The organism is Acinetobacter sp. SwsAc4, from assembly GCF_013391535.1.
In the GTDB taxonomy this organism is placed as follows: domain Bacteria; phylum Pseudomonadota; class Gammaproteobacteria; order Pseudomonadales; family Moraxellaceae; genus Acinetobacter.
Window position 1 is genome coordinate 76077 of the sequence record NZ_JACAXC010000007.1, and the last position, 22992, is coordinate 99068.

Sequence of the window (22992 nt, forward strand, 5' to 3'; positions counted from 1 at the left end):
CTTAGCTTAGGACAATAACTTCAAGCTAATCTGTTTTGTTAACTCATTTAATTGTTGACGTAAATTGCGTGATTCGATGAGTGAGATAGGTGATCTCAGTTTTAATTTTAAATATTTTTCTTGTAGATTTAATGAAAAGTCCTTAGCTAATTTATCAGCAATCTCAGGTGCTTGAGTTAATGACTCAATATTAGTTCTCTGCATAACATCGGCAATCTCATGACTATAACGACTACATGCACCGAGTACGTAATAGGTTGCTAATTCCTGATCATCCGGTAAATCATCAAAGATAATGTTGAGCACTGCTAAAACTTTAGCCAGCAGCTCAGTTTGGTCAATCACTGCCAGTAATTCTTCAAAATGAATATAGAGAAATGGGTGATGCATTAAAATTGCGATTGCAAAATCTTCATCTTTGGTTTGAATATTAAAAGATAAAGAGGCATCGTGGCTGATTTGAGGGGTAAAACGTTTGCCTAGACCGAGTTTCTCACGGAAAGATTGACTCAGCAGATAACGGAATGAGCCATGCTTAGGTAATAACTCTGTTAATTCACGTAGTTCTCCCATGACTAAACTTTTACCTTCAGGCGTGCTAACGTCATGCTGTCCTGTTAAATGAGCAAACACAAAGTCAGATAAAAGTGGCGCCTGTTGTAATAATTTTTGGAAGTTTTCTAAGCCTTCACGACGAATTAATGAGTCTGGATCATGTTCATTCGGAAGCACAAAGAATTTTAATTCACGACCATCATTGAGTAAGGGGAGCGCAATTTCTAAGGTGCGTCGTGCTGCTTTTTGTCCAGCAGCATCCCCATCAAAGGCAATGGTAATACGAGAATTTTGTTTAAATAGGGTAGTTAAATGATCCGCATTACTGGCTGTTCCCAGTGTTGCGACAGCACCATTGATACCATATTGCTGCAATGCAATCACGTCCATATAGCCTTCGACCATTAACCAATCGTTGGCTTTGAGTTTACGACCTTCATACAAACCATAAAGCAATTGATTCTTGTGGAAGACCTCTGAATCTGGTGAGTTAATATATTTAGGTTTAATTTCATCATTGAGCGCACGACCACCAAAACCAACCACGCGGCCTTTATGATCGCGGATCGGAAAAATTACCCGCTCACGTAATAAATCAAAATCTCGACCGCTATCACTAGAACGAATCAAACCCAACTGTTTCAAACCTTCAATATCTTGTGGGAAGGTTTTTTCTAAATGTTGCCAATCCTCTGGTGCATAACCCAAACGCCAAAATTGAATCGTTTGTGCCGATAAGCCACGCTGTTTGAAATAATTTTGTGCTTTTTGACTCATTGGGAGTTGGCGTTCATAAAACTGAGCAACGTTTTCCAATAAGTCATAGAGATTACCTTCTTGAACTTGTTCATCCATATAAAAGGATGGATCAAATTGAGCAAAAGGATCATCCATAACGCGATCTATATCGACAAAATGCCCATCGATAAATTCATCTGCTACAGAAATAGGTGCTGGATTTTCAGCGACTGACGTATTTGTTGGTTGAGCCGCTGCAATTTGTTGAGGACTACGTTTATAAGAAAGTTTTTTATTGTCGTGATTATCTTTCGGTAATTCGATGCCTGTCTGATTAGACAAGTCTTTCATCACATCGACAAAGTTCCGACTATCAATGTCCATGAGGAAGCGAATCGCATTTCCATTCGCTTGACACCCAAAGCAATGATAATACTGCTTATCTCTATATACATGGAATGATGGAGATTTTTCCTGATGGAATGGACAACAGCCCGAGTAAGTACGCCCAGTCTTTTTTAACTTCACACGTTGACCGATTAAATCGACGATATCAGTTCGATCTAAGATTTGATCAATCGTATGTTGTGGAATTGCCATGTACATTTAACCATTTTGGACTGAGAGATAACATCTTCATTGAAGTCAGTGTGTCAGAATTTATTGTTGCATAAAATGAAAAACAGGCAAGGGTAGACTTGCCTGTTTTATGGTTTTGATGAGTGCAAATTAATTTGCAGCATCAGCCCCCGAAGTTTCTTTGGTCTCAGGCTTATCTAATAGCCCGAAGCTTAAACGGTTCATCCAACTTGGTTTATCAGTTGGTTCTTCAATAGGAGCAGAATCGATTTCTTCGGTTGTCGGTTTATCTAATAAACCAAGGCTCAAACGATTTGTTAAGCTGCGTTGCTCAGTTTCACCATTGGTTTGTTCTTTTACTTGTACCGTTTTAGATTCACGACCAAGCAAGCCTAATGTGGCACGATTGACCCAACTACCTTCTTTACGAGCAGCACGAAGATTTACTTCACCATTTGCCTTAACTAAATTTGGATAGTTTAGTTTTAAGAGATCAATATATTGCTTAGACGTGGCTTGATCGCCTAATTTTTGGTAGCTATAAGCTAATATTGCAAGTGCTTCAGGTGTTTGTGGTGTTTGAGGGTAGTGTTCAATGACCCATTGTGCGCGTTCAGCAGCAGCCAACCATGCTTTACGTTGAACATTGAAACGTGCCGCATTCATTTCACTTTCAGCCAATTCTTGACCGATAAATTTCATACGTTGTGCAGCATCTACTGAGTATTGGCTACTTGGGAAACGACGAATCAAATCTACAAAGTTTTGATAAGCGACTTTAACGTAGCTCATATCACGATGTGATTGTTGTAATGAGGTATAACGAATCAAACTGTCGTAATTCATTTCCATATTGGCTACACCCCGAACATAGTAGGCATAATCAACATTTGGATGTTGTGGATTTAAACGAATGAAACGATCTGCCAGTGCAATCGTACCTTCATAATCTTTTTGTTTAAATTTGGCGTAGAGGAGTTCAAGTTGTGCTTGTTGAGTGTATTGTCCAGTTGGATAATACGTATCTATCGCTTCAAGTGATTTAACTGCATCAGTATATTGATTACGTTCAAGTGATTTTTGTGCTTTTTCAAAATAGACTTGTTCACTTGACTGTGGGCCTTTATCAACCACTTCTTTTTTGCTTGGATTACTGCTACAACCAACAAATACAGACGCTACGCCTAAAGATAAAGCCAATATGGTAATTTTATAATGGGGTAGCGACATAAAAATTCCTCTGCTTTTGGGACAATAAGCTACAATGGTGCTATTAAACCATTTTTGTATCGATCATCAAAATGACTTCAACACAATCTTCCAATTCAAACCTTTCTGAGACAGATTTCTTACTTGAAGATTCTGTCGATGCAGATAATCATAATTCTGATACAACTGCAACACGTTTATCGTTGCAAATTCAACTCGATGAAGAGTATCTAGGTCAGCGTATTGATCAGGTTGCTGCATTGGTTTGGAGCGAGTTCTCTCGTGAAAAGCTCAAGCAATGGATGAAAGATGGGCATCTGTTGGTAAATGGTAACATTGTAAAACCTAAATATCGTTGCGAAGGCAATGAATTGCTTACGCTGAATGTTGAGTTAGAAGCCCAAACCTCGAGTCAACCTGAAAATATTCCCCTCAATATTGTCTATGAAGACGACGATATTATTGTGATTAATAAAGAGGTTGGGATGGTGGTTCATCCTGGTGCTGGCAATCCTACAGGTACTTTGGTTAATGCCTTGCTTTATCATGCACCGAAACTAGCTGAGCTTTCACGTGCAGGTTTAGTACATCGTATTGATAAAGATACCAGCGGTCTATTGGTTGTTGCAAAAACATTGGAAGCCCAGTTTTCTCTCAGTAAACAACTTGCGAAAAAAACCGTTTATCGTGTTTATGATTTAGTTGCATATGGAAATATTATTGCGGGTGGCACGATTGATGAGCCAATTAAACGTCACCCAGTCGATCGTGTCAAAATGGCGATCTTACCGGGTGGGCGTGATGCAGTAACACATTACAATGTGAAAGAGCGTTTCCGCGACTTCACGCGTATTCAGGCGCAACTTGAAACAGGACGTACCCATCAAATTCGTGTGCATTTTAGTTATCTTGGACATGGTTTGGTAGGTGATCCTGTTTATGTCAATCGTGTACGTTTCCCTGCTGGCGCATCAGAAGTCTTAATTGACATGCTACGCAGTTTTAAACGTCAAGCGTTACATGCAGCAAAATTAGGTTTAGTGCATCCACGTACTGGCGAAGAAATGATGTTTGAAGCCCCATGGCCAGAGGATTTCACTCAATTGGTTGAAGTACTTCGCCAAGAGAATGAAGCGTATTAAAAAAATTCTCTTTAAATAAGGGGAGATGTGTTCAGCTTCTCCCGTTCAAAAGCTAAGGCATATATTCTGGTAAGAGGACGGATTTTATGGAATTTGTACAAGGTTTGCCCAAAGGGGTATATGTTGGGCAAACAGGTATTCAGCATCCTCAAACGATTGCAACTCAAAATGAAAATCTATCAGGATTTAATCTGGCTTTGCACGTGAATGATGATGCACAACGTGTTCAGCAACATCGAATGCTCTTGTTGAATGAGTTGTCTGCATTTGGTGTAGATAAAATCACGTGGATGACACAAACGCATAGCAGCATTTGTCATACAATTAACGAGCAAATTCCATTTATTGCGCTTGAAGGTGATGGCTTAGTCACACAGCGCACAGGTCATGCTTTAATGATGATGACTGCTGATTGTTTGCCTATTGTTTTGGGTAATAACGAAGGTACAGAAGTCGCCAATCTACACGCAGGTTGGCGTGGTTTGGCTAATGGAATTGTCGAAAATACCGTGACGAAAATGAAATCTCAGCCAACTTGGGCGTGGCTGGGTGCTGCCATTAGCCAGCCTTGTTTTGAGGTCGGGGTGGAAGTAAGAAAGGCTTTCTGCGAAAAATATCCTGAACTGGAAAGTGCTTTTATGGCAGGTCAGGCTGAAGGTAAATATCAGGCGGATCTCTATGCGATTGCACGCTTTATCTTAAACCGTTTAGGTGTGGAAACAGTATTGGGTGGTGATCAGTGTTCTTATCAGCAAGCAGAGGATTATTTCTCCTATCGTCGTGATGCAAAAACTGGACGAATGGCAACATTTGTATTTATGCAATAAATCTATCCTTTGCACTATTGATTCGCCTTGTATTCGTTAAAAATGTTAAACTTGATTCAATTCATTGGTTTTTAAATTCTCCATGTCTGTTATTGAGCAAATTACTCCCCAAATCAAAGTTTGTGTGATTTACCATAGTCCTTATGGGCACACAGCTAAGGTTGCGCAATATATCGCACAAGGCGCTGAACAAGCGGGAGCCGAAGTGCATCTACTTTCTGTGGCTGCACCGCAATGGGATTTATTGGATCAGGCCGATGTGATCGTGATGGGTTGTCCAACCTATATGGGGAGTCTTACATCAGCATTGAAACAGTTTATGGAGGACTCCTCTAAACGTTGGTTGGCACGTACATGGCAGGGGAAATTGGCTGCTGGTTTTACTAACGGTGGTGGTCTCAGCGGAGACAAATTGGCGGTATTACAGCAAATTAATTTATTTGCGATGCAACATGGCATGTTATGGGCTGGTTTGCCATTTATGCCAACAGGAAGAAGTCCATTGGATATCAACCGAATGTCGAGTTTTCTGGGTTTAATGACGCAGTCCGATAACGCTAGCGTTGAAATTACACCGCCCGAAGGGGATTTAGAAACTGCACGCAAGTTTGGCAAATATTTGGCTGAACTAAAGATTAAAAATAATTAAAATCAATATCTTAAAATAAATAATAAAAATTTTTCTATCGGACATTATATGTCTGGCAAGGCTGCTATGATGACTTTAACAGCAGGAGTTAAAGTCGGAATAAGCCATGAAAATGACAAAACCAAAAGGTTTTCCAAGAAATTTAAATCGTCGTCAGTATCATCAAAACATTGAAATCAATAAATTGAATAGAGTATTGAATTTATATTATCAGTTACCACGTCTACCTAAACAACCTTGTCCAATGGATCAATTACAGCTAAAAGTACGGTCTTGGTATAACGATGAAATTGATGATCAATCCATGCGTAAAGCCATTAAACGGGACTTGGATAAGCTTAAAAGTATTTTAGTGACAGGGACAGTATATTGTATTCCTAAAAAGGGCAATCAACCGAGTGAATATTATCTAAGTGAAGATGCTGCAATCGAAGAAATGGATGCTGAATTGGCTCTAGTGCTTGTTATGGCAAATAGTTACTTACATCAATACTTACCTGAAACGATTTATAATAATGTTAAAGGTTATTTTGAATCTGCTACCAAACAATTAGAAAAAAATACTCAATTACAAGATTGGCAAGAAAGGATTCGTTTTGTACCCACAGGTTACCATAATACGAATGTTGATGATTTTCATATGGAAAAAGTTAAAAATATTTATACTGCCTTATTAAATAATGAACAATGGGTCAAATGTTTATATCGAAAAGAAGGTTCATTTGAGCAAACAGAATATACGCTTAAACCACATGGTATTATCCAATATGGAAATAAGCAATATCTTATGGCAAGTAAGATTGTTGATCAATATAGTGAGTTGCGTACATTTAATATGCAGCGTTTTGATAATATCAAATTTTCTAAACAGCGTATTAGTGTGGATGTTGATTCATTTGATTTAGATGATTTGGTTGAAGAAAAAGAATATGAAAATGCTCATTTTGAGAGGGAAGAACTTTCAATCAAGCTGCGTTGTGAAAATTATCTGAGAGATGAATTGGAATCTTATCCAATTGATGAATATCAGGATATTATTGATCAGGATGAAGATTATTTTATCCTTGAGGCAAAAATTATTATTACAACCAGTGTTTTAAATTGGTTAGTTGAAAAATCACATTCCATACAAGTGATTGAACCACAAGAGTTATTTGAAAAAGTTAAAGTACATGTCTTGGCTGCACGCAATTATTATGACGTGGACTATGATGATTTAGCAGAATATCGAGATGATGAAAAAGAAGAAAGTGATCTTGATTCATTTTTTGATGATGAATCGGATGCTGAAATCGGGGATATAAATCAGGATTCAGTTGAGCTAGATCATGAGTGAAGATATCTCTATCTATGCTGATGCTGACAAAATGATCTGTTTAGATCATACCAGATTGTATTATAGAAATTTGCGTATTACCTCTTCATCGATTGATGTATTACCAACTCAGTCTAAAGATACAGTCACAATTATTGTGACAGAAAATCGGGATATTTTAGCAGAAATTAATGCAGATCATTTTAACTTTTTGATCATTGTTGTGCCAGAAAAAATTATGATGCCCTTAAATGCTCATTTATATAATGCTATTGTTTATAGATATACGGAAAATGAATCACATCAGATTTCGATTGAAGAAATATTGATTAGTCTGATCTCATTTATATTTGATCGAGATTATAGTATAGATATACAGGATGTAAAGAAAATATTATCTTTTAAACAAGGTCAGTATTTAAAAATTGATTATATTACTTTTAGTGCGAAAATTTTGGATGAAATGGAATTTGATCATTTTCAATATAATACTTCATTTATTATTCATATGAATTTAAAGTCTTTAAAGTTTGAAAAGATGAATGAAGTAATGAGCATTGTTGGGGAAAAATTAGTTGATAGACATTGGGGTGATATTCTGTACGAAGTTAAAGATTGTGGTGATATTTTTCTAGAAGAAATCTTTGTTTTGTATGCTATCGCAGGTTAAATCAGTGAATGTATAAATTAATCAACTGAAAATGGTAGACTTTTAGTGACTGAAATCGAAATACCTGAATAAAAGTGATGGGGAGGTAAAAATATGGAGTTGGCTATACCAGAATTTTCTAATCAATTAGCAAACTTCTTTAATGATTGGAAAAGGATAGAACAGCAGCAACAGGATGTTGTTCAAGAACAACTTTCTTTTGAGGAAAATCTTGGACAGTTTTTTAAAGACTGGCGTAAGGTATTTATCAATGATAGGCAACTCGCTCGTTTTTTTGCCCAATATCAGTCAGATGAAGTACAAGCTCCAATTCTTGCAGCACAACAGCAAGGATTGGCAGTGAATGTTTGGCAAACCGCAGGTCTAAAAAATGATGAAGTACGTCATAGTAAGGTATTGAAATGGTTTTTAGATTGTCGGGGTGATCATGGACAAGGCAATGCGATTTTATTGCACCTGTTAAAAGAACTGCCTTTGTTGGAAAAATATCAGCCTAAACGTTATTTTACTACAGAGGAATGTTGTCCTTTAGGCAATCAGGAAAGTCGGGTCGATATTGAAATTGATGCAGATGAGTTTTTACTTTTTATTGAAATCAAAATTAATGCAACTGAGGGTCAAGATCAATTACAACGTTATATTGATATTGCCCAAGCTAAAGCCAAAAATCGGGATTGGTTGATTGTCTATTTAACAAGAGATGGAAAATTACCTGAAAAGTATAAGGCTTATAAGAATCTACAGGGCATGTCTTGGATGGAAATTTCTAAAATTCTGTCTACATATACAAAAAAGAGTGAAATAAATAATCGTAGTGCGTGGTTAGTAAAACAATTTGCTGATCATATTAAAATATTTTAAATAAATTTAATTGCTTTATTTAGGAGAAAACAATGAGCAATATTAATGCAGCAAAATTAATTATTGAGAATATTCAATTAATTGAACAAATGAGAAACTTACTTGAGGGGGAGTTAAGTGAAAAGTTTTTTAATGCTGTGGATGCAGTAATTAAACAATCAGTTGAGAGTTTTGATGAAAAAATGATTGCTGGTTATAATTTTTGCGAAGAAGCAGATACTTGGTTTTTTTCACCTAAATGGAAAGTAGGGGAAGCGAGGAATCCTCAAAGTGCACAGGAGTGGAAAAATGTATATGCACTTTATCGATTATCGAATGAAAGCGCGAATGACGAAGAGAATAACTATTATTTAACCGATTTTCTTGAAAATGATGTTGATCGAATGGTCTTTAATTTTGAAATTTGGAAACATAACATTAATAAAATGTCTGCAAAAGAGTGGAAAGAATTTGTTGCTAAAATAAATCAGGATTATCCACAACTTGAACAGCTTGGCTTTAAATTTAATCCAGAGGGAAATTGGTATTTGCCGATTGCAAGTTTAGATAAACAAGCTGTTATTAAAAATTATGAAAACGATACTTTAGAAGATGCTTTGACACCGATTACAGAAGCATTGGAGAAAGTTAAACAAGCCCATCCATATTTTGATCAAATTGTCCAAGCTGCAATTGCAAAATTTGGACGTATTGGAATAGAAGAAGTTGTATAAGTTATTATTTAAAAAGGGCTTTGTTTGATACAAAGCTCTTTTTTTAGAAAATCACTTATGCAACATTCTCGCTTTATCTCTTTGCCAATCACGATCTTTTTCAGTTGCACGTTTGTCGTGTAATTGCTTCCCTTTAACAAGTGCGATTTCTAGTTTAACCAAATGACCTTTCCAATAGCATGCTAAAGGTACACATGAATAGCCTTTTTGGTTGACGGCACCCAAAAGTTTTTCTAATTCGCGACGAGAAAGTAATAACTTACGTGTTCGTGTCGATTCAGGAACCACATGCGTTGATGCCGATAATAACGGCTGGATTTGTGAACCGAATAAGAAGGCTTCACCATTTTTAAAAATGACATAACTTTCGGACAGCGTCATACGACCTGCACGTAAAGACTTAACCTCCCAACCTTGGAGGGACATGCCTGCTTCAAATTTTTCTTCGATAAAGTAATCGTGACGTGCTCTTTTATTTTGAGCAATCGTGCCACCATTATGTTTTTTTACTACTGTTGCTTGCGCCATAATTCAAACTTCCACAATTACATATATTGTGCCGTAAAACGCAATCTTTTTCCATCGTTTAGCAATTTCGCGTTTAGAGCTAAATTTGTTAAAATATGTACCTTATCTCATTAACTAGAGTACAACGCATGTCTAAAACACGTGTGATTTATCCGGGGACTTTCGATCCAATTACCAACGGGCACGTTGATTTGGTTGCAAGAGCATCAAAAATGTTTGATGAAGTGGTGGTTGCAATTGCAATTGGTCATCATAAAAATCCAGTGTTTAGTTTAGAAGAGCGTGTAGAATTAGCAAAAGCTTCATTAAGCCATTTGTCTAATGTAGAGTTTGTTGGTTTTGATGGTTTGTTGGTCAATTTCTTTCGAGAACAACGTGCAACAGCGGTACTGCGTGGTTTAAGAGCAATTTCAGATTTTGAATATGAATTTCAGTTGGCAAATATGAACCGCCAACTTGATCCTCATTTCGAATCAGTATTTTTAACCCCATCAGAGCAATATTCATTTATTTCATCAACATTAGTAAGAGAAATTGCTCGATTGAAAGGTGATGTGAATAAGTTTGTGCCCGCTGTTGTTGTTGAGGCATTTGAACGTAAACATCAGCAAGGTTGGTAGATGTCTCTTTATATTACTGATGAATGCATTAACTGTGATGTTTGTGAACCAGTATGCCCCAATGAAGCCATTTATATGGGGGAATTGATTTATGAAATTAACCCTGCACTTTGTACAGAGTGCATTGGGCATCATGATCAGCCACAGTGTCAGTTATTTTGTCCAGTTGATTGTATTCCGCTTGATCCTCAGCATGTCGAGTCACAAGATGAGTTGATGGCAAAATATAAAAAATTAACTGCACAAAAAAATGCGAGCAATTAACTTCGATCTTTGATAAGATGCGCCACGAAGTGGGCTGGACGGTCGCTGCTGTGGAGGTCTCCGTGACTGAAACAGGGGAGGAAAGTCCGGGCTTCATAGGGCAAGGTGCCAGGTAACGCCTGGGCGGCAAAAGCCGACGGCAAGTGCAGCAGAGAGTAGACCGCCTCATTCGTGAGGTAAGGGTGAAAGGGTGCGGTAAGAGCGCACCGCGTGTCTGGTAACAGTTCACGGCAAGGTAAACCCCACCAGAAGCAAGACCAAATAGGAATCCTGAGGCACGGCCCGTGCTGGATTCGGGTAGGTCGCTTGAGCGTATGAGTGATTGTACGCCTAGAGGAATGATCGTCCTCGACAGAACCCGGCTTATAGGCCCACTTCTCAAATTTTTTGAAATTGTGCTTGACGTGTGTATTGAAAGTTAAGATAATGCGCCCACAGTTTTCGGCTATGTAGCTCAGTTGGTTAGAGCACCGCACTCATAATGCGGGGGTCACAAGTTCAAGTCTCGTCATAGCCACCATTTTATAGACCACGCTCCTGCGTGGTCTTTTTTTATTTGAGCTTTTTGAATTATTTTTTTCTGTTTGAGAGAAGATTTATTGAAAAGTAATCAAATAAAAATTAAAAGCACAAAAACTGTTCATATATTTCATGTTTTCAATGTCATACACTTGACCTGTTGTATAGAACACTAGATAATGCGCACACAGTTTATGGCTATGTAGCTCAGTTGGTTAGAGCACCGCACTCATAATGCGGGGGTCACAAGTTCAAGTCTCGTCATAGCCACCATTTTATAGACCACGCTCCTGCGTGGTTTTTTTTATGTGCTTTTATTGGCTACTCAACTGATCTGATATCAATTGAATATTATTTATAGATTCAAGATAAAAAAAGAATAGCAATCAGGTTTTCTGATGGCTTCAGTTGATTAGCTTCAATGTGATTGAATTAGAAAATTAAAGAGATATATTGATTTGGTCTCAATATATCTCAGCAGAAAAATAATAATTATAAATGCTTTTCAATTGTCGCTAGAGTTTGATGACTTTCATAAAAAGGTTTTATGATCATGGTAATGATAGGTTCTAATACACCATGTTCATCTAAGGCTACAACGACTTTAGGATAAAAACGTACAGCTTCATTTTGAAGATCTGACTCTTCAATTCCGATCGCAGCAAATACATCCTCTAAGTTTTCGTCTTCATAAAAATCGTAAAAAACTTTTACGCCGTATAGGATGAGATCCTGAATATAGGAGGATTGGCGTAGCTCTTTCCAGTATTCATAAATCATGACAAAGAATTCTTCAACATCCAGAGGTGTGACTTGTTTGGTGTATTCAGACAAAGGTTTAGCTTTGTTATCTTCCCAAATATTACGCGCCAAACTTTCTAAGTCATCGTTTGAAAGTAAGCTTAAATCGGCAAGTTGTTCTTGGATAAAGCGAGCAATACTTTCTTCGATTTTCTGTTCAATGCGTTGTTGTTGACGATGTGAAAAAGTCTTTAGTTTCTGCTGCCACTGATATTTGCTTTCAGAAATTTGTTCTTCGTCAGATTGTGAAAATAATTTTGGTAATTTATTTTGTAAAGTTGTGGTTGCAATATATTGGCATAATTGCTGAGTTGAAGGGCTTTCTTTCAAGAAGTGGTTTAAATAATGTCGAATATTTTCTAATTCGAGAAATTTAGATAACCACATTTCAAATTGGCGATCTGAAAAAACATCTTCTAAATGTGCTGAAGACTGTAAAGAAAAAACATGCAAGCGTTGAGCAATTTCACCAATAAACTCTAATAGTCCAGCACCAAGCTGCATTTCAAAGGCATAACGCTTAACAACGGCTTGGATTTGTTCAAGCTCTATTACTTCTTTCAGTTTGATATTTGGTGCATGTTGTAGAAACAACTGAATAAACTGCTGAAAGAACTCAGCAGAAAGCTGTGTAGTAAGTTGATTTTTATAAAATGCCACTTGCTCAAGCATAAGTGCTTGAGCAAGTAATTGTGACTTTTCAGAAACAATTTTTTCAGTCATTCGCGGTCCATCCATTGACGATAGGGTAGCGTCGTTCGCGACTGAAAGCACGTGAACTAATCCGTGGGCCAATTGCACCCTGACGACGCTTATATTCATTACGATCAACTAAGCGTATTACTTTTTCAACCACTTCAGCTTCGTAGCCTTTTGCAATAATGTCTGCTTGGCTAAGATCTTCTTCGATATAAGCGTACAGAATTGCATCAAGTACATCATAAGCAGGTAAAGAGTCTTGGTCTGTTTGATCAGGACGCAGCTCTGCTGAAGGTGGGCGAGTAATGACACGCTCAGGGATCACAGGTGTTTCACTTAATGTATTACGGTATTTTGCTAATTCGAAGACGATGGTTTTATAGACATCTTTTAATACAGAAAAGCCACCGACCATATCACCATACAGTGTGCAATAACCGACTGAAATTTCAGACTTGTTACCTGTTGAAAGTACAAGGTTGCCAAACTTATTTGATAAACCCATGAGCAGCGTACCACGGGTACGCGCTTGTAAGTTTTCTTCCGTTGCATCCGCTGGTGTGTTGCCAAAGAACGGGAATAAGGTCTGCATGAAGCTATTTACGATTGGGTGAATCTCTGCAATACCGAAAGTTACACCCATACGACGTGCTTGTTCTGTTGCATCTTCTACACTCATTTGAGAGGTATAAGTATAAGGCATCATCACGGCTTGTACTTTATCAGCACCAATCGCATCAACAGCAATAGCAAGTGTCAAGGCTGAATCGATTCCACCCGATAAGCCCAAGATCACACCTGGGAATCCTGAGCGTTGTACGTAGTCACGTGTTGCCATAACCAATGCTTGATAGATTTCAGCAAAAGTATCTAAAGTTGCGATGGCATTAGCAGTTTTAAATCGTTTTTGCTCTGCATCATATTCAGTCACATAAACAGATTCTTGAAAACTTGGTGCTTGTAATGCAAGTTCGCCATTTTTATTACTAACAAAACTTGAACCATCAAAAATAAGATCGTCTTGTCCACCCACTTGATTGACATAAACAATATTCAGATTCAGTTGTTTTGCGAGTTCATTTAATGTTTGGATGCGATGCTGCGGTTTACCGACTTCATACGGAGAAGCATTTAAGACAAGCACAGTTTCAACATTCAGTTGGCTAAGTTGTTTGACGGTATGCAGTGACCAAACATCTTCACAAATCAGTACACCAAACTTATGACCTAAATACTCAAAAACGAGATGTTGATGGCCATCTTGGAAATAACGTTTTTCGTCAAAGACGCCATAATTTGGTAAGTTCTGTTTGTTGTATATTCCTAAAACTTGCCCATCTTTAATCACTGCGGCTGAGTTGTAACGGTGACCATCTTCAGTTTGATGTACGAAACCGAATACCATGACGATATCTTTTACTTCACTTAATTGAGCGAACGCTTTTTGAGTGCGTTTTTGTAAATTTGGGCGAAGTAATAAGTCTTCAGCTGGGTAACCTAGCGTAGAAAGTTCAGGGAAGATGATCAGATCAGCCTGTTGTTGTTTCGCTAAATTTGCTTGCTCAACCATCTTTTGAGTATTTGCGTCAATATTGCCAATATGCGGAGAAAATTGAGCAAGGGCAATTTTAAAATTTTTCATTCAAACCTAATCCTAAGTCTTAACAAGTGCTGATATACAAGTTCTTGATTTGTGTAAGTATAATTTTAAAGAACGTTGTATATCATAGCGCCAAGTATTCTATATCTTAAAGAAAAATGACAAGGTGTCTAATATATACTAATTGCACATTTTTCTGCGTAAAAATAACAAGTTTTTCTGTCTTAAAGAGCAACATTTTTAAATGGTTGCGTAGTGATGGTGCATGACTATGAATAAACTTAGCATTGTCATTTATTCTTTTTTTTCGTGTCACTTTCGCATACCGAAATGACAGTTCAATGACATGAATAGAAACACTCTTTTAGCTTATTTCGGTAATGGGATAAAAAAATACAAAAAATTAGAGTTTTCGTAAAATTTAAATCTATCAAAAACATAATTTTATTGAATTGAATCTTTTTTGACCGTTCGTCGGGAATCCTTTTGCTACACTTGAGTGTACAAATGTCCACTGCTATTATCCTAATTAATGTGAACATCTGTACACTAGATGTAACAGTAAAAATATGCATTTCGCATATAAAAAGAGGAAATAGAAATGTCAGTTGTATTTTTTCCAGTAATTGCGTTTGGTTTAGCTGTTGTAGTTGGTCGTATTGGTACTTTAATGTTCCAAGAGCAAGTACAAGAGTCAGAGTAAGTTTGATTAATTAAACTTTTGATGAGAGGTAATAAGTTATGGTGATTCCAACAATCTTATATCCAGTAATTGCTTTTGGATTGGCAATTGGTGTGGGACGTGTCGGTACAATTGTTAAAGATGCGATGCGTGTAGATTTTACGACTGAAATGGATGATAGTCATGAACTTAGCTCAGAGAGCACTAAAAACACAGCAGCATAGAATTGCTAATGATGTTTCAAGCTGAAAAGCCCTGTAAATAAACGACAGGGCTTTTTATTGATTCAAAATAATATTTGGAATCTTCTTTAAAAAAATATCTCGTGCAATATCACCTTGTTGTTCAATGTTGTAACTGGTGAAAGTCTTGGTTTGAATAAATTGATAATGATAGGGATTATACTTTTTAAAACTAAGATAGTAGCCTGTCTGTAACAACATTCCTTTTAAGATGACATTGGTTTTTTGTTGAAATTGCAAGATGTGGGCGAGTTCATGAATAAAAATTGCCTGAAGGTCTAATGAGCAATTTGAATAATCCTGATAAAAATGTTGTTTATGTACAAATAGATTGCCGTTTGGTGCCATAAAAATATTAACAGGCTGCCAAGGGAGATAGGGGATATTGAAAATCTTAACTTCTGCATAGTTAATCAAGTCGCCAAATACGGGGCGTGCCATGGCGATTTCGCCCGACGTCAATCCACGATATTGAAACTCATTCATTTTAAGATAAAGGATTAGGTTTGCAATGAAGCCTGCCTTTAATCTTTGTATATATGTTTGAAATGATTTGATCATTTGAACTATAGATAGGAAAAGTGAGGGTGATCAAAATATTTTAGAATAAAAAAACCTCAGTTAGAACTGAGGTTTTACGACCACTAAGATGACCACGGCAAATAAGATCAAGGTTGGCATTTCATTAAAAAAACGCCAGAACTTGTGCGATTTATAGTGCGCATTACCAATTAGCTTTTTGCGGTAATAACCACAGACAAAGTGGTAAATCACCAATAATCCAACCAGACCGACTTTGAGATAGAACCATAAGGCTTCATGATAATGTCGGGTCGCATCCCCCCAGTCAACGAGAAAGTGGGCGGTAATTAATGTGGCAATCATCGATGGCCACATAATTCCACGATACAACTTGCGTTCCATCACTTCAAAGCGTTGATGACTAACGGTATCTTCGCTCATGGCATGATAAACATAAAGACGTGGTAAGTAGAACAATGCAGCGAACCAGCAAACCACAGCAATAATATGTAATGCTTTTACCCACAAAAAAGCATCAGAAGGTGCATCCATCGATAATCCTACGCAGGATTATGCATCCCACTTCTTGAAAATAAGGCAAGCGTTTACGCCGCCAAAACCAAAACTGTTACTCATCACAGTATTCAGTTTTGCATCACGTTTTTCAAGTACAATATCGAAACCTTGTGCGCCTTCATCAAGCTCAGTCACGTTGATGTTTGGAGCAATAAAGTCATTTTGCATCATCAATACAGAATAAATCGCTTCTTGAACACCTGCAGCACCTAAGCTGTGACCCGTCATTGATTTAGTTGAACTAAGTGGTGGAACTTGTCCTTCCCCAAATGCACGCTCCATTGCTTTAAGCTCAGTCACGTCACCCGCAGGTGTTGAAGTCCCGTGAGTATTGACATAATCGATTTGTTCTACACCGTGCTGTTTTGCTTCATCAAGTGCCATGAGGATACAACGTGTCGCACCTTCCCCAGATGGAGCAACCATATCTGCACCATCGCTGTTCGCTGCATAAGCAACAACTTCAGCTAAGATGTTCGCACCACGTGCTTGTGCATGTTCAAGTGATTCAAGAATAACGAAACCACCACCACCAGCGATGACAAAACCATCACGATCCGCTGAATAAGGACGAGATGCTGTTTCTGGTGTATCGTTATATTTAGAACACAATGCACCCATAGCATCAAAAAGTAAGCTTTGAGACCAGTGATCTTCTTCACCACCACCAGCAAGCATTAAATCTTGTTTACCTAATTGAATCAGGTTGTAAGCATAACCAATTGCATCAGCAGAAGTTGCACAGGCACTGGTAATTGAGTGAGCAATACCTTGTAGTTTTAATGCAACGCCGACATTGGCAGTAATGGTATTACTCATATTACGAGGAACAAAGAAAGGACCAATTTTACGTGCGCCTTTTTCCTCTAATAGTTTAACCATCTCTGCAACAGAAGCAGTTGAGTTACCGCCGCTACCACCTGCAATACCATAACGAGGGTTATTTGCTAGATCCTCTTGTTTTAGACCCGCATGTTCTACCGCTGCAATCGCTGCGTTATAGGCATACATTGCACATACACCCATAAAACGCTTGATTTTACGATCAATACCATCAAAATCCTGTTCAGCAGCAGCGCTGACATGACTTTTAAAATTTAATTCGGCATAAGTTGGATTAAAACGTGTTCCTGAGATTCCATTTTTTAAAGAATGAGTGACATCTTCTAAAGAGTTACCGATACATGAGTTAATGCCCATACCAGTGATTACAACACGTTTCATTTACAGATCCCTTTTATGGTAATACGAAGCCTTGTGCATATCGCTATAAGTACAAATCAGGAGAAAATAACGATTTAAATGGCTTATGAGTGAATGACACCATCATAGCAGAAAGGTTTTTTATTTCTTATGGCAAATTTTATGCCTATTTCTAGTTGTGTAAATATTCGTAAATATAAATGTAGTTGAGACAAAAGGTAATGAAAGAACACAGATAAAAGTTGAGATAAATTTGCATTCAACCTAGTATTTACCTAGAGATGCAAAGATTATAGAACAGAGGTACTTGATGACAAAATCTAAAAACAAGCAATCTTCAGGTTTATTTACCCAAGCCTTTGGAGTGGCTAAAAAGCTCAGTTCAGAAATACAAAAACTTCAAACTGCGCCTAAAACATTAGCAACTGGATCTACAGATTCATCGAATGTGATCGAAGGGAAGGCGCATTTTAAAAGCCCATTTGAGATTGAGCAATACGAAAGCCCACAACATATGTTACGTCAACAGTTACCTAAATTGTCCCATCAACTTTTGGGTCGTCATTACACAAAAGTAAATAATGTTGCCTCTTTCATTTCACCTGACATGGGCGAAAAAGTTTCTGATTATTTCTTTCAGTGGTTGAATGAATTTAGCTCGAATACTTCACTTACAGAAAAGATTCTGGAAGAAGCAGGCGTAAAGGATATTACCGAACTCACTCAAGATACGGGGCGTTCTCAACGTTTAAGTCAGGCATTAATTGAACAAAATAAATTATTAGCAGCTGCGCAAGGCATTATCACGGGTGCTACAGGAGTTTGGGGTGCAGCTGTTGATATTCCTGCCTCGATTGTTCTAGCACTAAGAACAATTTATCAAACGGGTCGCTCTCATGGCTTTGATTTGGCCGATGAGGCAGATCAAGAAGTGGTTGCCTTTATTTTTAAAGAAATTGATTTGGGTATTATTGCTGAAAAACAAACATTATTGATTGCATTAAAAGCGTTGAAGTCGATGTTAGAAACCCATGACTTACAACAGTTTCAGCAGTTGCTTGGGTCGAGCAACGATGTTGAGCTTGTAAAGAAATGGTTAGTTGATGAGGAAGGACAGTTTAAATGGGGGTGGTTAAATCATATCCCTCAAGCATCTGTGATTGGTAAATTAACGCCAGTTGCTGGTGCTGCTTTAGGTGGCTTTTATAGTTGGCGTTTACTCGAAGATGTTGGACACAAGGCACAATCTGTTTTCGGGGCAGCGCGTTTTTATTTGAATGAATATCCGAATGAAAATCTTTCACCCTTAGAAGCCTATTACAAAGCGGAAGCATTATTGAGAAAGCCAAATTCACGATTGTTAAATGCAACAGAGACTAAGACAAATGCAATAAGTAGTGTTGATGAAAGCAAAAATGATGTGATTACCAATGTTTCAGTGCAATCTAAAGATCATGCTGCTAAAGAAATTCAGACGAATGAAAACGTTGAGCAGGGTATTCAACAGCTTGCATCAGAGCATGTGGTCAAGCACGAACATACTGAACAGCAACCTGCTTTGAAAGAGCAATCAAATGAATTACTCAGTTCTGATGAAGCTGAACTATCTACTGAACCCAAAACAATTGATATTGAACCTACATCAACGAAACACAGTTAATTATTTGTTGGTGTGATTTAGACATCAATAAAACAACAAAATTATAGAAATGGTCAGCAGTTGCTTTATCTTGCATTGTTGACCATTTTTACTTCTTGGCTTACAATTGTGTGCCCTTAAAAAGAGGTGTTTTTCTTTTTAAGGTTGTTTAATCACGGGAGAATTGCCAAATGGCAACAACAAATCAGTTGATCCGTAAGGGTCGTACAACTTTGATTGAAAAATCAAAAGTTCCTGCGTTGAAGGCTTGTCCACAACGTCGTGGTGTATGTACACGTGTATATACGACTACTCCTAAAAAACCTAACTCAGCAATGCGTAAGGTTTGCCGTGTTCGCTTAACTTCTGGTTTTGAAGTATCAAGCTATATCGGTGGTGAAGGTCATAACTTACAAGAGCACAGTGTTGTGCTAATCCGTGGTGGTCGTGTTAAAGACTTACCAGGTGTACGTTACCATACCGTTCGTGGTTCTTTAGACTGTGCTGGCGTGAAAGATCGTAACCAGTCACGTTCTAAATACGGTGCTAAACGTCCTAAGAAGTAATTCTAGGCAACCAGCCCAAACAACCCTTTAGCGTTTCGCTTGTTTGAATTCTTCATAGATTTGTAATTCAAGCGACGTATAGTAAGGCCAGCGTAGCGTACATGACACTTGTACAAACTGCTGGATTATCCTGAAGTGTCATATTATTAGGTGTATTAAAATGCCAAGACGTCGCGTAGTCGCTGCTCGTGAGATCCTTCCAGATCCAAAATTTAGCAGCCAAACAATCGCTAAATTCATGAACCACGTAATGCAAGATGGTAAAAAATCTGTTGCTGAAGGTATCGTTTACGGTGCTTTAGAACGTGTTCAAGAAAAAAATAAAGTTGACCCAGTTGAATTTTTCGAGACTACTCTTGAAAAAGTTCGTCCTATGGTTGAAGTAAAAGCACGCCGTGTTGGTGGTGCTACTTATCAAGTACCTATGGAAGTACGCCCATCCCGTCGTACTGCCTTAGCTATGCGTTGGTTAGTAGATGCTGCTGCTAAGCGTTCTGAAAAAACGATGGCTTTACGTCTTGCTGGTGAGTTGCTTGATGCAGCTGAAGGTAAAGGTGCAGCGATCAAAAAACGTGAAGACGTGCATCGTATGGCTGAAGCCAACAAAGCCTTCTCTCATTACCGTTTCTAAACGGATAAAACAGTCCCTAATCAGGAGAATATTCATGCGTACAGCAGCTCGATTCAACATCGCTCTTTATCAAAGTGGGAGCTTTGCGGGTATTTAAGTTGCCTGCTTGGATATTCGTGCGCATCAATTTAATTGATGCGTCCTGTTTTAAAGATAACATTTAGGAATGTAAGACATCATGGCTCGCCAAACCCCGATTACTCGTTACCGTAACATTGGTATTTCTGCGCACATTGACGCAGGTAAAACAACTACAACTGAACGTATCTTGTTCTACACAGGTGTATCTCACAAAATTGGTGAAGTACACGACGGTGCAGCAACAATGGACTGGATGGAACAAGAGCAAGAGCGTGGTATTACCATTACTTCTGCTGCTACGACTTGTTTCTGGTCTGGTATGGGCAACCAATTCGAACAACACCGTATCAACGTAATTGATACACCGGGACACGTTGACTTCACAATTGAAGTTGAGCGTTCTATGCGTGTTCTTGACGGTGCGTGCATGGTTTACTGTGCTGTTGGTGGTGTTCAACCTCAGTCTGAAACTGTATGGCGTCAAGCTAACAAATATAAAGTGCCTCGTTTAGCATTCGTGAACAAGATGGACCGTACTGGTGCAAACTTCTTCCGTGCTGTAGAGCAAGTTAAAACTCGTTTAGGCGGTAACCCTGTGCCTATCGTTGTACCAATCGGTGCAGAAGATACATTTGCAGGTGTTGTAGACCTTATCGAAATGAAAGCGATTATCTGGGATGAACCATCTCAAGGTATGAAGTTTGAATATGGTGAGATTCCTGCTGACCTAGTTGATACTGCTAACGAATGGCGTACTAACATGGTTGAAGCGGCTGCTGAAGCTTCTGAAGAGTTAATGGACAAGTACCTTGAAGAGGGTGATCTTTCTAAAGAAGACATCGTTGCAGGTTTACGTGCTCGTACATTAGCATCTGAAATCCAAGTGATGCTTTGTGGTTCAGCGTTCAAAAACAAAGGTGTTCAACGTATGTTGGATGCTGTGATTGAATTCTTACCATCGCCAACAGAAGTTAAAGCGATCGAAGGTATCCTTGACGATAAAGCTGAAACTAAAGCATCTCGTGAAGCATCTGACGAAGCTCCGTTCTCTGCGCTTGCGTTCAAAATCATGAACGACAAATTCGTTGGTAACTTAACTTTCGTACGTGTTTATTCTGGTGTTCTTAAACAAGGTGACCCAGTATATAACCCAGTTAAGTCTAAGCGTGAACGTATCGGTCGTATCGTGCAAATGCATGCGAATGAGCGTCAAGATCTTGATGAAATCCGTGCAGGTGATATCGCAGCGTGTGTAGGTCTTAAAGACGTTACAACTGGTGATACATTATGTGATGAGAAAAACATCATTACACTTGAGCGTATGGAATTCCCTGAGCCAGTAATTTCATTGGCTGTTGAACCAAAGACTAAAGCTGACCAAGAAAAAATGTCAATTGCTTTAGGTCGTTTGGCGAAAGAAGATCCATCGTTCCGTGTACGTACTGACGAAGAATCTGGTCAAACAATTATTGCTGGTATGGGTGAGCTTCACCTTGACATCATCGTTGACCGTATGAAACGTGAGTTCGGTGTTGAAGCGAATATCGGTAAACCAATGGTTGCTTATCGTGAAACGATTAAGAAAACTATTGAGCAAGAAGGTAAATTCGTACGTCAAACAGGTGGTAAAGGTAAATTCGGTCATGTATATGTTCGTTTAGAGCCACTTGATGTTGAAGCTGCTGGTAAAGAATACGAATTCGCTGAAGAAGTTGTTGGTGGTGTAGTACCAAAAGAGTTCTTCGGTGCAGTTGATAAAGGTATTCAAGAGCGTATGAAGAATGGTGTCTTGGCTGGTTACCCAGTTGTAGGCGTTAAAGCTGTTCTTTTTGACGGTTCTTACCACGATGTCGACTCTGATGAATTGTCGTTCAAAATGGCTGGTTCTTATGCGTTCCGTGATGGTTTCATGAAAGCAGATCCAATTCTTCTTGAACCTATCATGAAAGTTGAAGTAGAAACTCCAGAAGACTACATGGGCGATATCATGGGTGACTTAAACCGTCGTCGTGGTATGGTTCAAGGTATGGACGATCTTCCTGGTGGAACTAAAGCAATTAAAGCAGAAGTTCCATTGGCTGAGATGTTCGGTTACGCGACTCAAATGCGTTCTATGTCTCAAGGTCGTGCGACATACTCTATGGAATTTGCTAAATATGCTGAAACTCCACGTAACGTGGCTGAAGGTATCATCGCTAAGTTCCAAGCTGGCGGTAAAAAAGGTGACGACGAGTAATCTTTCGATTACTATATTACCCAACTAAAATTTAGTTAAAAAACCAAGTGCTCATGGGCGACCCTCATGAGCAGTTTATAAAGGAAGATCATCATGGCTAAAGCCAAGTTTGAACGTAATAAACCACACGTAAACGTGGGTACAATTGGTCACGTTGACCATGGTAAAACAACTTTAACTGCTGCGATTGCAACGATTTGTGCAAAAACTTACGGCGGTGAAGCGAAAGATTACTCACAAATCGACTCAGCTCCTGAAGAAAAAGCACGTGGTATTACAATTAATACTTCACACGTAGAATACGATTCTCCAATCCGTCACTACG

General features: G+C 38.3%; 23 protein-coding genes, 2 tRNA genes and 1 other RNA gene. 18 read left to right on the forward strand and 8 right to left on the reverse strand.

Translation table 11 applies throughout. The features are described from left to right. Nucleotides 1-6 precede the first annotated feature (6 nt). Both HYG88_RS05775 and HYG88_RS05780 read right to left on the reverse strand, forming a co-directional pair. The gene (locus HYG88_RS05775) at nucleotides 7-1893 is read right to left on the reverse strand and encodes a DNA primase (protein WP_178882751.1); all 1887 of its coding nucleotides are present in this window, start codon (nucleotides 1891-1893) and stop codon (nucleotides 7-9) included. Between the two features lie 129 nt (nucleotides 1894-2022). Then, entirely contained in the window at nucleotides 2023-3102 is a 1080-nt protein-coding gene (locus tag HYG88_RS05780) for an outer membrane protein assembly factor BamD (protein WP_178882752.1), read from the reverse strand. Nucleotides 3103-3173: 71 nt separating this feature from the next. Here HYG88_RS05780 and rluD point away from each other — a divergent pair, with 71 nt between their 5' ends. The 7 genes from rluD (at nucleotide 3174) to HYG88_RS05815 (ending at nucleotide 9258) form a co-directional block, all read left to right on the forward strand. Continuing rightward, nucleotides 3174-4223 carry a 23S rRNA pseudouridine(1911/1915/1917) synthase RluD gene (rluD, locus tag HYG88_RS05785; RefSeq protein ID WP_087546968.1) on the forward strand — a complete coding sequence of 350 codons (1050 nt, stop codon included), beginning with the start codon at nucleotides 3174-3176 and terminating at the stop codon, nucleotides 4221-4223. An 86-nt stretch (nucleotides 4224-4309) separates the two neighbouring features. Next, nucleotides 4310-5050, forward strand: a complete 741-nt coding sequence (pgeF, locus tag HYG88_RS05790) for a peptidoglycan editing factor PgeF (protein WP_178882753.1) — start codon at nucleotides 4310-4312, stop codon at nucleotides 5048-5050. 82 nt (nucleotides 5051-5132) lie between these two features. Next, nucleotides 5133-5699 (forward strand): flavodoxin family protein, encoded by a 567-nt coding sequence (locus HYG88_RS05795; protein ID WP_178882754.1) that lies wholly within the window; start codon nucleotides 5133-5135, stop codon nucleotides 5697-5699. A 106-nt stretch (nucleotides 5700-5805) separates the two neighbouring features. Then, nucleotides 5806-7035, forward strand: a complete 1230-nt coding sequence (locus HYG88_RS05800; protein WP_178882755.1) for a YafY family protein — start codon at nucleotides 5806-5808, stop codon at nucleotides 7033-7035. After that, on the forward strand, nucleotides 7028-7684 hold the full coding sequence (locus HYG88_RS05805) for a hypothetical protein (protein ID WP_178882756.1): 657 nt from the start codon (nucleotides 7028-7030) through the stop codon (nucleotides 7682-7684). The genes HYG88_RS05800 and HYG88_RS05805 overlap by 8 nt, the downstream gene beginning before the upstream one ends. A gap of 93 nt (nucleotides 7685-7777) precedes the next feature. Beyond that, the gene (locus tag HYG88_RS05810; RefSeq protein WP_178882757.1) at nucleotides 7778-8545 is read left to right on the forward strand and encodes a PD-(D/E)XK nuclease family protein; all 768 of its coding nucleotides are present in this window, start codon (nucleotides 7778-7780) and stop codon (nucleotides 8543-8545) included. A gap of 32 nt (nucleotides 8546-8577) precedes the next feature. Continuing rightward, nucleotides 8578-9258, forward strand: coding sequence for a hypothetical protein (locus HYG88_RS05815; RefSeq protein WP_178882758.1), 681 nt, complete (start codon nucleotides 8578-8580; stop codon nucleotides 9256-9258). 51 nt (nucleotides 9259-9309) lie between these two features. Here the strand turns inward: HYG88_RS05815 and smpB are convergent, their stop codons facing one another. Next, the gene (gene smpB / locus HYG88_RS05820) at nucleotides 9310-9786 is read right to left on the reverse strand and encodes an SsrA-binding protein SmpB (RefSeq protein ID WP_004663490.1); all 477 of its coding nucleotides are present in this window, start codon (nucleotides 9784-9786) and stop codon (nucleotides 9310-9312) included. Between the two features lie 128 nt (nucleotides 9787-9914). On the opposite strand from smpB, the gene coaD reads away from it, so the two are divergent. The 5 genes from coaD (at nucleotide 9915) to HYG88_RS05845 (ending at nucleotide 11462) form a co-directional block, all read left to right on the forward strand. Then, a complete protein-coding gene (coaD, locus tag HYG88_RS05825; protein WP_004663488.1) occupies nucleotides 9915-10406 on the forward strand; it encodes a pantetheine-phosphate adenylyltransferase in 492 nt (163 codons plus the stop codon). After that, on the forward strand, nucleotides 10407-10670 hold the full coding sequence (locus HYG88_RS05830; RefSeq protein WP_004663486.1) for a YfhL family 4Fe-4S dicluster ferredoxin: 264 nt from the start codon (nucleotides 10407-10409) through the stop codon (nucleotides 10668-10670). Nucleotides 10671-10696: 26 nt separating this feature from the next. Then, nucleotides 10697-11052: RNase P RNA component class A (gene rnpB, locus HYG88_RS05835), an RNA gene on the forward strand. Between the two features lie 61 nt (nucleotides 11053-11113). Next, nucleotides 11114-11190, forward strand: a tRNA-Met gene (locus tag HYG88_RS05840). A 195-nt stretch (nucleotides 11191-11385) separates the two neighbouring features. Then, nucleotides 11386-11462: transfer RNA gene (locus HYG88_RS05845), tRNA-Met, on the forward strand. A gap of 219 nt (nucleotides 11463-11681) precedes the next feature. Here the strand turns inward: HYG88_RS05845 and HYG88_RS05850 are convergent. After that, nucleotides 11682-12713, reverse strand: a complete 1032-nt coding sequence (locus tag HYG88_RS05850) for a hypothetical protein (RefSeq protein ID WP_178882759.1) — start codon at nucleotides 12711-12713, stop codon at nucleotides 11682-11684. Then, complete coding sequence (locus tag HYG88_RS05855) at nucleotides 12706-14331, reverse strand: NAD+ synthase (protein WP_178882760.1); 1626 nt, start codon at nucleotides 14329-14331, stop codon at nucleotides 12706-12708. The genes HYG88_RS05850 and HYG88_RS05855 overlap by 8 nt, the downstream gene beginning before the upstream one ends. A gap of 699 nt (nucleotides 14332-15030) precedes the next feature. Here HYG88_RS05855 and HYG88_RS05860 point away from each other — a divergent pair. Further along, nucleotides 15031-15195: a hypothetical protein gene (locus HYG88_RS05860; protein WP_178882761.1), complete on the forward strand. Its 165-nt coding sequence runs from the start codon at nucleotides 15031-15033 to the stop codon at nucleotides 15193-15195. Nucleotides 15196-15249: 54 nt separating this feature from the next. Here HYG88_RS05860 and HYG88_RS05865 read toward each other — a convergent pair whose 3' ends face one another. From HYG88_RS05865 to HYG88_RS05875, 3 genes are read right to left on the reverse strand one after another with little or no spacing between them, the layout of a single operon-like run. Next, a complete protein-coding gene (locus HYG88_RS05865; RefSeq protein WP_087544684.1) occupies nucleotides 15250-15774 on the reverse strand; it encodes a hypothetical protein in 525 nt (174 codons plus the stop codon). Between the two features lie 60 nt (nucleotides 15775-15834). Then, nucleotides 15835-16287 (reverse strand): protoporphyrinogen oxidase HemJ, encoded by a 453-nt coding sequence (hemJ, locus tag HYG88_RS05870; protein WP_005158314.1) that lies wholly within the window; start codon nucleotides 16285-16287, stop codon nucleotides 15835-15837. An 18-nt stretch (nucleotides 16288-16305) separates the two neighbouring features. Beyond that, nucleotides 16306-17535 carry a beta-ketoacyl synthase N-terminal-like domain-containing protein gene (locus HYG88_RS05875; RefSeq protein ID WP_178882762.1) on the reverse strand — a complete coding sequence of 410 codons (1230 nt, stop codon included), beginning with the start codon at nucleotides 17533-17535 and terminating at the stop codon, nucleotides 16306-16308. 289 nt (nucleotides 17536-17824) lie between these two features. Here HYG88_RS05875 and HYG88_RS05880 point away from each other — a divergent pair, with 289 nt between their 5' ends. From HYG88_RS05880 to HYG88_RS05900, 5 genes are all read left to right on the forward strand, one after another. Then, entirely contained in the window at nucleotides 17825-19174 is a 1350-nt protein-coding gene (locus HYG88_RS05880) for an EcsC family protein (RefSeq protein WP_178882763.1), read from the forward strand. Between the two features lie 170 nt (nucleotides 19175-19344). Then, complete coding sequence (gene rpsL / locus HYG88_RS05885; protein ID WP_004638184.1) at nucleotides 19345-19719, forward strand: 30S ribosomal protein S12; 375 nt, start codon at nucleotides 19345-19347, stop codon at nucleotides 19717-19719. 160 nt (nucleotides 19720-19879) lie between these two features. After that, nucleotides 19880-20350, forward strand: a complete 471-nt coding sequence (gene rpsG / locus HYG88_RS05890; protein ID WP_004638185.1) for a 30S ribosomal protein S7 — start codon at nucleotides 19880-19882, stop codon at nucleotides 20348-20350. A 178-nt stretch (nucleotides 20351-20528) separates the two neighbouring features. Continuing rightward, nucleotides 20529-22667, forward strand: a complete 2139-nt coding sequence (fusA, locus tag HYG88_RS05895) for an elongation factor G (protein ID WP_075696218.1) — start codon at nucleotides 20529-20531, stop codon at nucleotides 22665-22667. Nucleotides 22668-22760: 93 nt separating this feature from the next. Further along, the coding region (locus HYG88_RS05900; protein ID WP_228151811.1) for a GTP-binding protein at nucleotides 22761-22992 on the forward strand (232 nt) is incomplete at its 3' end.